This is a genomic window from Pseudomonas sp. 22189 (genome assembly GCF_052045635.1).
GTDB lineage: Bacteria > Pseudomonadota > Gammaproteobacteria > Pseudomonadales > Pseudomonadaceae > Aquipseudomonas > Aquipseudomonas parakoreensis.
In genome coordinates this window covers 161,783-174,567 of the sequence record NZ_JBQEPG010000006.1, presented here as the reverse complement: position 1 = coordinate 174,567, position 12,785 = coordinate 161,783, and the positions used below count along the sequence as shown (strand labels likewise).

The 12,785-nt window shown below is 61.9% G+C and carries 13 protein-coding genes; 6 read left to right on the top strand and 7 right to left on the bottom strand.

Annotation, left to right across the window (positions count from 1 at the left end; all coding sequences use genetic code 11):
- Position 1: 1 nt before the first annotated feature.
- From ACTJKS_RS08465 to ACTJKS_RS08455, 3 genes are read right to left on the bottom strand one after another with little or no spacing between them, the layout of a single operon-like run.
- A complete protein-coding gene (locus ACTJKS_RS08465) occupies positions 2 to 1,381 on the bottom strand; it encodes an N-acetylmuramoyl-L-alanine amidase (protein ID WP_373557748.1) in 1,380 nt (459 codons plus the stop codon).
- A gap of 51 nt (positions 1,382 to 1,432) precedes the next feature.
- Positions 1,433 to 1,903, bottom strand: a complete 471-nt coding sequence (tsaE, locus tag ACTJKS_RS08460) for a tRNA (adenosine(37)-N6)-threonylcarbamoyltransferase complex ATPase subunit type 1 TsaE (protein ID WP_108181508.1) — start codon at positions 1,901 to 1,903, stop codon at positions 1,433 to 1,435.
- Entirely contained in the window at positions 1,891 to 3,390 is a 1,500-nt protein-coding gene (locus ACTJKS_RS08455; protein ID WP_108181507.1) for an NAD(P)H-hydrate dehydratase, read from the bottom strand. The genes tsaE and ACTJKS_RS08455 overlap by 13 nt, the downstream gene beginning before the upstream one ends.
- Positions 3,391 to 3,453: 63 nt before the next feature.
- Here ACTJKS_RS08455 and queG point away from each other — a divergent pair, with 63 nt between their 5' ends.
- A complete protein-coding gene (gene queG / locus ACTJKS_RS08450; protein ID WP_108181506.1) occupies positions 3,454 to 4,518 on the top strand; it encodes a tRNA epoxyqueuosine(34) reductase QueG in 1,065 nt (354 codons plus the stop codon).
- 91 nt (positions 4,519 to 4,609) lie between these two features.
- On the opposite strand, the gene ACTJKS_RS08445 is transcribed toward queG, so the two are convergent.
- Together ACTJKS_RS08445 and orn are read right to left on the bottom strand one after the other, a co-directional pair.
- Positions 4,610 to 5,221, bottom strand: coding sequence for a trimeric intracellular cation channel family protein (locus ACTJKS_RS08445; RefSeq protein WP_047290974.1), 612 nt, complete (start codon positions 5,219 to 5,221; stop codon positions 4,610 to 4,612).
- A 118-nt stretch (positions 5,222 to 5,339) separates the two neighbouring features.
- Entirely contained in the window at positions 5,340 to 5,882 is a 543-nt protein-coding gene (gene orn, locus ACTJKS_RS08440) for an oligoribonuclease (RefSeq protein WP_003221098.1), read from the bottom strand.
- Positions 5,883 to 5,989: 107 nt separating this feature from the next.
- Between orn and rsgA the strand changes: the two genes are divergently transcribed.
- The 4 genes from rsgA (at position 5,990) to ACTJKS_RS08420 (ending at position 9,079) form a co-directional block, all read left to right on the top strand.
- The gene (gene rsgA / locus ACTJKS_RS08435) at positions 5,990 to 7,021 is read left to right on the top strand and encodes a small ribosomal subunit biogenesis GTPase RsgA (RefSeq protein WP_440828816.1); all 1,032 of its coding nucleotides are present in this window, start codon (positions 5,990 to 5,992) and stop codon (positions 7,019 to 7,021) included.
- Positions 7,022 to 7,224: 203 nt separating this feature from the next.
- A complete protein-coding gene (locus ACTJKS_RS08430; protein WP_041065719.1) occupies positions 7,225 to 7,632 on the top strand; it encodes a TIR domain-containing protein in 408 nt (135 codons plus the stop codon).
- Positions 7,633 to 7,634: 2 nt separating this feature from the next.
- A complete protein-coding gene (locus tag ACTJKS_RS08425) occupies positions 7,635 to 8,594 on the top strand; it encodes a caspase family protein (protein ID WP_108181505.1) in 960 nt (319 codons plus the stop codon).
- A complete protein-coding gene (locus ACTJKS_RS08420) occupies positions 8,594 to 9,079 on the top strand; it encodes a toll/interleukin-1 receptor domain-containing protein (protein WP_041065725.1) in 486 nt (161 codons plus the stop codon). The genes ACTJKS_RS08425 and ACTJKS_RS08420 overlap by 1 nt, the downstream gene beginning before the upstream one ends.
- 52 nt (positions 9,080 to 9,131) lie before the next feature.
- On the opposite strand, the gene motB is transcribed toward ACTJKS_RS08420, so the two are convergent.
- Complete coding sequence (gene motB, locus ACTJKS_RS08415) at positions 9,132 to 10,208, bottom strand: flagellar motor protein MotB (RefSeq protein WP_007967412.1); 1,077 nt, start codon at positions 10,206 to 10,208, stop codon at positions 9,132 to 9,134.
- 3 nt (positions 10,209 to 10,211) lie between these two features.
- Positions 10,212 to 11,063 (bottom strand): flagellar motor stator protein MotA, encoded by an 852-nt coding sequence (gene motA, locus ACTJKS_RS08410; RefSeq protein WP_007952169.1) that lies wholly within the window; start codon positions 11,061 to 11,063, stop codon positions 10,212 to 10,214.
- Positions 11,064 to 11,229: 166 nt separating this feature from the next.
- Between motA and ACTJKS_RS08405 the strand changes: the two genes are divergently transcribed.
- Positions 11,230 to 12,768 carry an HDOD domain-containing protein gene (locus tag ACTJKS_RS08405; RefSeq protein ID WP_108181504.1) on the top strand — a complete coding sequence of 513 codons (1,539 nt, stop codon included), beginning with the start codon at positions 11,230 to 11,232 and terminating at the stop codon, positions 12,766 to 12,768.
- Positions 12,769 to 12,785 lie beyond the last annotated feature (17 nt).

Genomic DNA, 12,785 nt, shown 5'->3' with positions numbered 1-12,785 from the left:
TTCATTCTTTGGACGCCAGTTCGGTGCCAGGGATGGTCAGGTGCTGACCGACCTTCAGCTCATCGCTGCTGAGGTTGTTGGCGCTACGCAGCGTCGCGGGGGATACCTGATAACGCACCGCAATCATCGCCAGCGTTTCGCCCGGGCTTACGCGGTGATCACGCGGGCCTTGGGCGATCTTGCCGGAGTCACGCAGCCAGGCAATGTAGGTGCCCGGTGGCGGGTTCTGCTGGAAGAACTGGCGCACGCCGCTGCTGATCGAGCGCGCCAGCGCCTGCTGGTGGCTCGATGCCGAGAGTTTGTTCGCTTCGTTGGCGTTGGAGATGAATCCGGTTTCGACGAGGATCGACGGGATGTCCGGCGACTTCAGCACCATGAAGCCGGCCTGCTCCACGCGCTGCTTGTGCAGCGGGGTCACGCGGCCAATGTTGGTCAGGACTTTCTGACCGACGTTGAGGCTGGACGTCAGCGACGCGGTCATCGACAGGTCGAGCAACACACCGGCGAGCATGCGGTCCTTGTCGTCGAGGCTGACGTTGCCGGCACCGCCGATCAGGTCGGAACGGTTTTCGCTGTCGGCCAGCCAACGGGCAGTCTCCGATGTCGCGCCGCGATCGGACAGGGCAAACACCGAGGCACCGAAGGCTGCTGCAGATGGCGCGGCGTCAGCATGGATCGAAACAAACAGATCGGCACCCTTCTTGCGGGCGATTTCGGTACGGCCGCGCAACGGGATGAAGTAGTCGCCGGTCCGGGTCAGTTCGGCGCGGAAGCCTTTCATGCCGTTGACCTGACGCTGCAGTTCGCGGGCGATCTGCAGCACCACGTCTTTCTCACGCTGGCCGCGCGAGCCGGACGCACCCGGGTCTTCGCCGCCGTGGCCGGCGTCGATCACCACAATGATGTCGCGCTTGCCGGCCGGGGCCGGTGGCAGTTTGATCGCCGGTTCCGACGGTGTCACCGGCACTGCCGGCACGGTGGCGACCGATGGCGTCGGAGCTGGCGGCGGCGCCGCATCGGCCGGGTTGTCGAACAGGTCGACCACCAGACGGTTACCGTATTGCGCGTTCGGCGCCAGCGAGAAGCTTTTCGGGGTGACGGCTTTTTTCAGGTCGATGACCACCCGCAGGTCGGTCGGCGTACGCTGGGCCGAACGCATCGCGGTGATTGGCGTGTTGGCGGTCGAGACTTTCAGCGGCGCACCCAGGGTAGCGCCGTTGATGTCGATCACCAGCCGATCCGGTGCGGTCAGGGTGAAGACGCTGTGCTGCACCGGGCCGCTCAGGTCGAAGACCAGTCGCGTGTTGTCCGGCGCCCGCCACAGGCGCACGCTGTTGACCTTTGTCTCGGCCACAGCGTTGACGGTCACTGCCATCAACATCAGTCCAACGGCAGCCACCAACGCGCGAAAGCGCATACCTAACCCCATCATTTAATTGGATTCCAATGCCAAAGCGGCACACCAGGCCTCGCCACGCGAGCCCTGGGATAACATTTTCAGCGAACGCCCGCTGTCTTGCGGGCTAATGGTAATGGTCAGGTCAGGCTTTGGCAAAAAGCCTGCACCTTTATCGGGCCACTCGATCAGGCACAGGGCGTCGTCTTCGAAATAGTCGCGGATGCCGAGAAACTCCAGCTCCTCTGGATCGACCAAACGATACAGGTCGAAGTGGAAGGCGCGCACATCGCCGATCTCGTAGGGCTCGACCAGGGTAAAGGTCGGACTTTTCACCGCGCCGACATGCCCCAGCCCGCGAATGATGCCCCGCGACAGCGTGGTTTTGCCCATGCCCAGGTTGCCTTCGAGAAAAATCAGGCCGTGGCCCCGGGTAACGCGGGCGATCCGTGCGCCAAAGTCGCTCATGGCCTGTTCATCGGCCAGGTACAGGGTTACTTCAGACACGGTGCATGCTCCTCCAACAACTGACGAATGACTGGAATCAGATCACTGGCCGCCAGCCCACGGCCGAATTTACCTTGCTGCGCGCCGGCATTGGCGTGCAGCCAGACTGCGAGGCACGCGGCATCGTAGCCGTCCATGCCCTGCGCCAGCAGCGCCCCGATCAACCCGGCGAGTACATCGCCCAGACCAGCGGTGGCCATGGCCGGATGGCCTTGATGACACAGCGCCAGACGCCCATCGGGATGGGCGATGAGGCTGCCGGCGCCTTTGAGCACGACGACGGCCGAATATTTTTTGCTCAACGCCCGCGCGGCGGCCGGGCGGTCTGCCTGCACCTGGGCGGTATCGATTCCCAGCAGGCGCGCCGCCTCGCCGGGATGCGGAGTGATCACGCAATTATTGGGCAGGCTGACAAAACCGCTTGCCAGCAGATTCAACGCGTCGGCGTCCCATACCTGCGGCAACTGCGCATTGGCGGCGGCGGACAACAGCGCCCGGCCCCAGCTCGCTTGGCCGAGACCCGGGCCTACCACCAGCACCGAAACCTTCTCCAGTAGACCCATCAACTGATTGGCCGACGACGTGCCGAGCGCCATGACTTCCGGCATCCGCGTCAGCGCTGCCGGGACATGTTCCGGTCGGGTTGCCAGCGACACCATCCCGGCGCCGCTGCGCAGGGCTGTTTCGGAGCTGAGCAGAATCGCCCCGCCAAACCCCTGATCGCCGCCGATCAACAGCAAATGCCCGAAGCGCCCTTTATGCGCAGCGGGCGCACGCGCAGCCAGTCGCGGAAGATTAGCCGTCACGAGACGCACAGCGCTGGCAGGAACGTCACGGTAGACGTCGGCAGCAGCTTGCAGATCGTTAAACACCAACGCCCCGACCTGATCCGCCGCATCACCGGTGAACAGGCCGAGCTTCAAGCCGATAAAGGTCACGGTAAGGTCGGCGCGAACCGCAACGCCGAGAACATGCCCGGTATCGGCAGACAGTCCGGAAGGAATATCCACCGCCACCACCGGCAGGCCACTGGCATTGATTGCCTTGATCGCGGCGACATACGGCTCGCGCACATCGCCGGTCAGCCCGGTGCCGAGCAAGGCATCGACAATCACCCCAAGCAGCTCGCTGTGCGCAGTCCAGCCCTGCACGGCGACACCATCGTTGATGGCCTGCGCATAAGCCTGCGCCGCGTCGCCCTGCAAGCGTTGCGGATCACCGACGGCCAGCACCCGCACCGCCCACCCGGCACGGTGCGCCAGCGCGGCGATCAGAAAACCATCACCGGCGTTGTTGCCATGCCCGGCAAGCACAGTCATTTGATTCGCCGCAGGCCACTGTCGCACCAATGCGCGCCAGGTCGCATGAGCGGCGCGCTGCATCAATTCGAAGCCCGGCGTACCCGCAGCGATCAGCCGCGCATCGAGTGCTCGCACCTGCGCGGCGCCATACAGCGCGTCGGGTAATTCATCTTTCGTGTGCGGCATGCGTCTTCGGGCTCCGATGTCTGGCAGAATTATACGCACCTCAGCTCCGGTTTCTCTCGCCTCATGTCCGCCATCACCACAGATCTGCCCGCCCTCGCCCAATCGATCAAGGATTGGGGCCGCGAGCTGGGCTTCCAGCAAGTCGGCATCAGCGGTCTGGACCTGGCCGAGCATGAGCAGCATCTGCAGCGCTGGCTCGCCGCCGGCTACCACGGCGAAATGGATTACATGGGCGCCCACGGCAGCAAACGCTCGCATCCGGAGGAACTGGTTCCCGGCACGTTGCGTATAGTTTCGCTGCGCATGGACTACCTGCCCGGCGACACGCAAATGGCACAAATGCTGGCGCAACCGGAGAAAGCTTACGTTTCGCGTTATGCCTTGGGCCGCGATTACCACAAATTGATCCGTAAACGTGTGCAGCAATTGGCCGACAAGATTCAGTCGCAGATCGGCCCGTTCGGTTTCCGTGCCTTCGTCGACAGCGCCCCGGTGCTGGAAAAAGCCATCGCCGAGCAGGCCGGGCTGGGCTGGATCGGTAAAAATACGCTCGTGCTGAACCGCAAGGCCGGCAGCTATTTCTTCTTGAGTGAACTGTTTGTCGATCTGCCGCTGCCCGTGGACGAACCGCACAGCAGCGAACATTGCGGGCGCTGTACCGCGTGCCTGGACATCTGCCCGACCAATGCTTTCGTCGGCCCCTATGTGCTGGACGCCCGGCGCTGCATCTCGTACCTGACCATCGAACTGAAAAACGCCATCCCCGAAGACCTGCGCCCGCTGATCGGCAATCGGGTGTTCGGCTGCGACGACTGCCAGATCGTCTGCCCGTGGAACCGCTTCGCCCGCCCATCCGGGGAAAGCGATTTCAAGCCACGGCACAACCTGGACAACGCCGAACTGGCGGAGCTGTTCATGTGGGACGAGGACAAATTTCTCAGCAGCACCGAAGGCTCACCGCTGCGCCGCGCCGGTTACGAGCGCTGGCTGCGCAATCTGGCGGTCGGCCTGGGCAACGCGCCATCGAGCATTCCGGTACTGGAAGCCTTGAAGGCGCGCCGTGACTACCCATCAGAGCTGGTGCGTGAGCATGTTGAGTGGGCGCTGAAACAACACGGTCAATTGTAGGAGCTGCCGCAGGCTGCGATCTTTTGACTTTGATATTTAAAAGACAAGATCAAAAGATCGCAGCCTGCGGCAGCTCCTACAGGGGAATGCATTAATGCTCGTCGTTATAGACGAACTTGGGCATTTCCCAGTGGAAACGGATGGCCAGCAACCGCAGCAGAAAACCGCCGAACAACGTGATCAGGATCGCCTGCTCGCTTGGTACATTCAGGTACAGGCAGAGCATGTAGCACCACGCGGCGGCGAACGAGACGCTGGCGTACAGTTCGCGGCGGAAGATCAGCGGGATGTCGTTGCAGAAAATGTCGCGCAGGATGCCGCCGAAGACGCCGGTGATCACGCCGCTGACCGAGGCCACCAGCATGCCGTGGCCCATTTCCAGCGCAGTCATGCAGCCAATCAGGGTGAACGCCACCAGGCCGACCGCGTCGAGCACCAGAAACAGTGAGCGCAGGTGACGCATCCAACGGGCGGTGAATACGGTGAGCATTGCAGCGGCCGAAGTCAGCACCAAGTATTCCGGATGCTTGACCCACGTCAGCGGATAGTGCCCGAGCAACACATCACGCACCGAACCGCCACCCAGCGCCGTGACGCAGGCGATCAGCACCACCCCGAACCAGTCCATGCCGCGCCGCCCGGCAGACAGCGCGCCGGTCATGGCTTCGGCGGTAATGGCGATCAGATAGAGCATCAGCAACATGGTGGCGGTCCTGGCAGGAAGGCGCGCAGTCTAGCCATTTCGGGGCCGCACCAGAAGGGGGCGCGATCACGACAATCCTCTGTAGGAGCTGCCGCAGGCTGCTCCTACAGGGACGACATCAGAACTTGATGAAATGCTTGCGGTAGTGCTGCAGCTCGGCGATCGATTCGCGGATGTCGTCCAGTGCCAGGTGCGTGCTGCCCTTCTTGAAGCTGTCGCGCACGTCCGGTGCCCAGCGTGCGGCCAGCTCTTTGAGCGTCGACACATCGAGGTTGCGGTAGTGGAAGTAGCTTTCCAGCGCCTTCATGTGGGTATAAAGGAAGCGCCGATCCTGGCAGATGCTGTTGCCGCAGATCGGCGACTTGCCTTTTGGCACCCACTTTTCCAGGAAGGCGATGGTCTCGGCCTCGGCTTCGGCCATGCTGATGCGGCTGTCGCGTACGCGCTGGGTCAGGCCCGAGTTGCCGTGGGTGCGGGTGTTCCACTCGTCCATGCGGGCGAGCACTTCGTCACTGTGGTGAATGGCGATCACCGGGCCTTCGGCCAGGGTGTTCAGGTCACTGTCGGTGACGATGGTGGCCATTTCGATGATGACGTCGTTTTCCGGATCCAGACCGGTCATTTCCAGGTCGATCCAGATCAGGTTCTGCGGGTTTTGCATATTCGGGCTCCTAGGCAATGCTGCGCAGTTTAGCCTAGGCCGGTGCCCGGGCGTGCTAAACTCGCGGCCGTTTTACCTAATCGCTGCATTCTTCAGACGGAACACCCATGGCCAAACGCCAACTCAATCGTCGTCAAAACTGGCGCATCGAAAAGATTCAGGGCGAGCGCGCCGCCCGCGCCGCCAAACGCGAGTCCTCGGCGGTCGAAGCCCTCGAGGGCGGCGATCTGGGGCCTGAGCAACACGGTCTGGTGATCGCCCACTTCGGGGTGCAGGTCGAGGTCGAGGCTGTGGACGGCGATCTGGCCAGTCAGGTATTCCGTTGCCACCTGCGCGCCAACCTGCCGGCGCTGGTGACCGGTGATCGGGTGGTCTGGCGCGCCGGCAACCAGGGCATCGGCGTGATCGTCGCACAACTGCCGCGCACCACCGAACTCTGCCGCCCGGACAGTCGTGGCCAGCTCAAGCCGGTCGCTGCCAACGTCGACATGATCGTCATTGTCTTCGCGCCACTGCCCGAGCCGCATGCCAACCTGATCGACCGCTACCTGGTGGCCGCTGAACACGCCGGCATCCGCCCGTTGCTGCTGCTGAACAAATTCGACCTGATCGACGAGCAAAACGCCCCGGCGCTCAATGCCCTGCTGGCGGTGTACCGCACGCTGGGTTATCCGGTGCTGGAAGTCTCGGCGCATCACGGCAATGGCATGGAACAGTTGCAGAAGCAGCTCGACGGGCGCATCAGCGTGTTCGTCGGCCAGTCCGGCGTCGGCAAGTCGTCGCTGGTCAACAGCCTGCTGCCGGAAGTCGAAACCCGTGTCGGCCCGTTGTCGGAGCTGTCCGGTCAGGGCACGCACACCACGACCACCGCACGCCTGTTCCACTTCCCGGGCGGCGGCGAGCTGATCGACTCCCCGGGTATCCGTGAATTCGGCCTGGGCCACGTCAGCCGCGCCGACGTCGAAGCCGGTTTCATCGAGTTCAACGACCTGCTCGGCACCTGCCGCTTCCGCGACTGCAAACACGATCGCGAACCCGGTTGCGCACTGCTCAAGGCCCTGGAAGACGGCCGCGTGCAGCAGCAGCGGATGAACAGCTACCGCTCGATCATCGCCAGCCTGCCGGAAAACGGCTACTAAACATCTGCACCGGCAGCCTCTCGCCCGAGGGCTGCCGGATGTCGGACCACGCCTGACAAATCCCCGATTCCGTTAAACGTCAGACTCTTCTGACGGACCCGCCCGCACCTGTTTGCAGGACATTTCTCTTTCACCGCCCAGCCCTTGTAGGCCCGCGTCAGATGCCTAGATTGGGGTCCTCCTTCGCACCTTCGAGGAACCCCATGCAGACCTACCATTTGTTCATCAGCCATTCGTGGAACTACGCCCACGCCCACGACAATCTGGTACGCCTGCTCGGCGCCAGACCGGATTTCAGTTTCAAGAATTTTTCCGTGCCGCCGCACAACCCGATCATGGGCGCGCAGACCGACAAGCAGCTTGAAGAAGCCATCGAAAACAAGATTCGTCCGTGCTCGGCGGTGCTGATCATGGCCGGGATGTATTCGACTTACAGCAAGTGGATCAACAAGGAAATCGAGATCGCCAAACGCATGGGCAAAGTGATCATCGCGATCAAGCCGTTCGGCGCCGAGCGCATTTCCACTGTCGTGCGTGAGGCGGCTCACGCCGAGTGCGCGTGGAACACCAACAGCATCGTCAGTGCGATTCGTCTGCACACGGCGGTGTAACCATGCGCAAAGGACTGTTTATCGGCATCAACCACTACGACCACGTCTCGCCCTTGAGCGGCTGTAGCAACGACGCCATGGCCATGGCGTCGGTGCTGGAGCGTCACGCCAACGGGCGACCGAACTTCAGCAGCAAAGTGCTGACTTCAGCCGAAGAAAAACTCACGCTCAACCACATGAAACAGCAGATCCAGAGCCTGTTCTCAGGCGACTGTGACGTGGCACTGCTGTACTTCGCCGGCCATGGTCAGTTCGACACCAGCATCGACGAAGGACTCCTGATTCCCCAGGACTATCAGCCTGGCGGAGACGGGATCCGCATCAGTGACATTCTGGAGTGGGCGGACAAGGCCCCGCACATCAAGAACAAAATCATCATTCTCGATTGCTGCCAGGCCGGCGCAGCAGGCGCCGTGCGTAATCTGCGTGGCGGCAGCAGTGTGATCGGCGAAGGCGTGACCATTCTCACGGCCTGCAAAAAAGAACAGTACGCTGTGGAGAGTCGCGGTCATGGCGTCTTCACGGATCTGTTGCTGCAAGCGCTGCACGGTGGCGCTGCCAACGTACTCGGCAAAGTCACCCCCGGTAGCGTTTATTCGTTTGTCGACAATGCGCTGGGCGCCTGGGAACAGCGTCCGGTGTTCAAGACCAATGTCTCGCAGTTCGTGCCGCTGCGCGAAGTCGCGCCGCTGATTGCCGAGGAAACCCTGCGCAAACTCAAGGACTGGTTCCCCGAGCCAAGTTTCGTCTTCCGGCTCGATCCCAGCTACGAGCCCACCGAAGCGCTGTTCGACCCCGAGCACGGCGACATCTTCAAGCAACTGCAAATGTGCAACCGCCACAGCCTGATCGAACCGGTGGATGCCGAACACATGTACTACGCCGCGCTTCACTCCACCGGCTGCCGCCTCACGGCGCTCGGCGCCTATTACCGCGAACTCGCCATAAAAGGACACTTCTGATGCCCGTATTCATCAGCTACCGCCACATCGATCGTCCGCAAGCCATGGCGATCAATGCCCAATTGATGCAGGCCAACATCAAGACCTACCTCGACGTACTCGACCCGGAATCGCAGACCACCGACGACATCACCGGGGTGATCACCCGCAACATCACCGAATGCACACACCTGCTGGCGGTGGTTTCGGAGAAAACCGCACTGTCGTGGTGGGTGCCGTTCGAAATCGGCGAAGCGACCATCAGCAACCGACGGATCTGCTCGTTCCGCACCGGGCCCGCGCGGTTGCCGGAGTATCTGGACAAGTGGCCGAAGCTGAGCACAGCCAGTGATCTGAATTTCTTCATCGATGCCTATCGTGAAGAAGTGTCGAGCAAGCGCTCGATGACGCTGGATTCGAGCAACGAGTCCTTCAGCGGCACCTATAAGCGCAACGCCGATCTGTTCCATGAACAACTGAAAAACCGGATTCGGCGCGGTTTCTGAAGCCGATCAACAGCCACAAAAAAGCCGACATCACTGTCGGCTTTTTTGTCGGTCACTGCTTCGGCGCAGGAGCCGGTGCAGCGGCTGGCGGAGCTGTTGGCGCTGGCGCTGCAGCCCCCGGTGCGGCCGGTTTCGGTGCGGCGTCGTCGAACAGGTTCAAGCGTTCGCGCAACTCGTGGGCCGGCACCGGTTGCTGGTCTGCCGGCAACGCGTTCGGATCGACCGGCGTCGCCGGAGCGGCGCCGTTCTGACCTTCGGCCGCAGGCTTGGCTGCGTCGGCACCTTGCGAGCCTTCGATGGCCGCTTGCGCTTTTTTGGTCAGGACCACGATGTCGATGCGGCGGTTGACCGGGTTGAACGGGTTCTCCTTGTCGAACAGCGCCGAGGAGGCATAACCGACGACCCGCGCCACCTGCGAATCCGGATAGCTGCCGGCCACCAGCGCACGCCGCGCGGCGTTGGCACGGTTGGCCGAGAGCTCCCAGTTACCGAAATCACCGGTGCCGGTGTACGGCTTGGCATCGGTGTGACCGCTGATGCTGATCTTGTTCGGCACCGCTTTGATGGTGTCGGCCATGGCCAGCAGGATGTCTTCGAAGTACGGCTTCAGACGTGCCGAACCCGAGTCGAACATCGGCCGGTTTTCGGCGTCCATGATCTGGATGCGCAGGCCGTTCGGGGTGATCTCGAACAGGATCTGATCCTTGAACTTCTGCAGCTGCGGGTTCTCGTCGACCTTGTTCTGCAGTTCCTGCAGCAACAGTTCCAGGCGTTCTTTCTCGACCTGCTCGGCCATGCCTTCGACCTGCTCGGTGTCGACCGTGACCTTGTCCGGTTGCGGCTGCGATTTCACTTCAGGGTTGAGAGTGTTTTCCGGCGCCAGGGTCGGTGTGCCGCCCAGATCGATGATGTACGGCGTGCCGCTTTCGGAGAAGCCGACCGGATCCTTGAAGTAACCGGCGATGGCGATCTTTTGCTCCGGGGTTGCGGTGGACAGCAGCCACAACACCAGGAAGAACGCCATCATCGCCGTGGCGAAGTCGGCGAAGGCGATTTTCCACGCCCCGCCGTGGTGCCCACCGGCTATGCGCTTGACGCGCTTGATGATTATCGGCTGATTATTTTCCATGGCTTAGCGACCGCGAACGGCTTGTTCCAGCTCGGCGAAGCTTGGACGGTGCGCCGGGTACAGAACCTTGCGCCCGAACTCCACCGCCAGCGATGGCGGCATGCCGGAAGCCGACGCCACCAGCGAAGCCTTGATGGCTTCATAGACGTTCAGCTCTTCCTTGGCATCGTGCGCCAGGGAATGCGCCAACGGGCCGAAGAAGCCGTAGGCCGCGAGAATACCGAAGAAGGTACCGACCAGCGCCGCACCCACGTGCAGACCGATGGATTTCTGATCGCCTTCGCCCAGGGACGCCATGGTCACCACGATACCCAGTACCGCCGCGACGATACCGAAACCGGGCATGGCGTCGGCGATGCCGTTCACCGCATGGGACGGGTGCTCAAGGTCTTCCTTGAGGCTGTAGAGCTCCATGTCGAACAGGCCTTCCAGCTCATGCGGAGCCATGTTGCCGGAGGACATGATGCGCAGGTAATCGCAGATGAACGCGGTCATGCGCTCGTCTTTGAGCACGGCCGGGTACTTGGCGAAGATCGGGCTCGCAGCGGCGTCTTCGATGTCGCCTTCGATGGCCATCATGCCTTCGCGGCGGCTCTTGTTGAGGATCTCGTAGATCAGGCCCAGCACTTCCAGATAGAACGTGTGGCTGAAGCGCGAACTGAACATGCTCAGGGATTTCTTGAGCACGTGCATCGTCATGTAACCGGGGTTGGCCTGGAGGAATGCACCGAGGGCCGCACCACCGATGATCATCACCTCGAAGGGCTGGATCAGGGCGGCAATTTTGCCGTGGGAGAGCACGTATCCGCCGAGCACGCTCGCGAATACGACGATGATGCCGATAATTTTAGCCATAGGTAGAAAGTACTTACTTAAGTCGGGTTCAAGGTCATATTCGGAAGTTAAAAAATCTCTTCTTCTACTTATCGGCAAAACTGCGCCAGACTATAGCCAGTTCAGGCGAAAAGCCAATTTAGCCCATGCCGGGCGCGTCTACAGTCAGTGAAGATCCCGTCCAGACATGGCTAATGAAACGAACGTCCCACACGTAAAACCGACCACCCTCGAAGGCTGGGTCAAGCTGCTCGACAGCGTCCGGCTGCCCGTGCCGCAAGAGGCTCACGACAAGGTGTGCCGCGCGATCCGTGACAACCGCAGTTCGCTGCGCGACATCGCCGACCTGATGCAGGACAGCCCGGCACTGGCCTTGAGCATCATCCGTGAGGCGAATCGTCACACCCACGGCACCCTGGCCGCTGCGGCGGAAAATCTCGAGGTGGCGATCAACCGCCTGGGCCTGGCGCGTACCGAAGAATTGCTCGCGCGCCTGCCGGTCGAACCGCAGATGCAAATCCCCAAAGCCCTGCGCCAACTGCAAATGATCAGCCAGCACGCCACACAACAGGCCAACGGTTTTTTTGCCAGTCGCCTCGCGCGCCTGTGGCAGGACATTCATTGGGGCAGCCTGTTGTTTCTGTCGCCATTATGGCCGCTGGCGCTGACGTTTCCCGAGTTGCTCGAAGAGTGGGAGCTGCGGGTGATCCACAAGGGCGAATCGGCGCTGGTGGTCGAGAAGCAACTGTTTGGCGTACGCCTGCTGAAGATCGCCGAGTCACTGGTACAGGTCTGGCACCTGCCGATCTGGGTGCAGCAAGGCTATAAACTGCTGCTCAGCGAACAGCGCGAACTGGTGAAAGTGCTGCGTATCGCCCGCGACAGCGAGCATCCGCTGCGCCAGCAGAATCGCCTCGATGACGATCCGACTTTGCGCCGCTGGCTCAATCAACCGGCCAACACCGTATTGCTGGCCAACGGTCTGGCGCTGTCGGCGCAACAGGCCTGGGACAGTCCGCACAGCGAGCGCTGGCAGTACCTGACCAGCCTTTATCTGCAAATCTCGATGGATGAAGTGCAGCAGCAGTTGCACCAGCAAGCCGCCAACAGTGCGCGCCAGCATGCCATGCCCGATCTGTGGCACCCGGCCGTTTCATTATTGTGGCCGTGGGGTACCCATCGTTTGCCGGCCGGGATGCTGCCAGCGGCCGCGCCGAGTGCCGAGGACCTGACGCAATGGCGCCGGCAATGCGCCGAACTGCTGGCCGAGCCGAGCCGCTTCACCAATGCCATGAGCCTGACCGTCGCCGCGCGCGATGCGCTGGTCGCCAGCGGCATGCGTCGGGTGATGATTCTGATGGCCGACCGCACGCAGTCCAATCTGCGCGTACACCAGACCTTCGGTTTGCCGAAGGAAGCCGCCGCGCTGAATTTTGTCGTCAGTCAGAGCAAAGTCCTGCAACGGTTACTCGCGCAGCAGGCACAAGTACGGATCAACCCCGAGAACAACGCACAGTTTTCCGCATTGTTGCCGCCGGGCCTGCGTTCGCTGTTCCGTGGCGAGCACCTGTTCCTGCGCTCACTGGTCAATAACGGCCGGGTGATCATGATCGTCGTGGCCGATCAGGGCGGCGGGCCGTTCGCCGACATCACCGTTCAGGCATTCGGCAAAACTGCACAATGCATCGAGAAAGCCCTGCACAGCTTTAGCAGCCGTGGCCGATGAGGCTGCGCTACAATCCC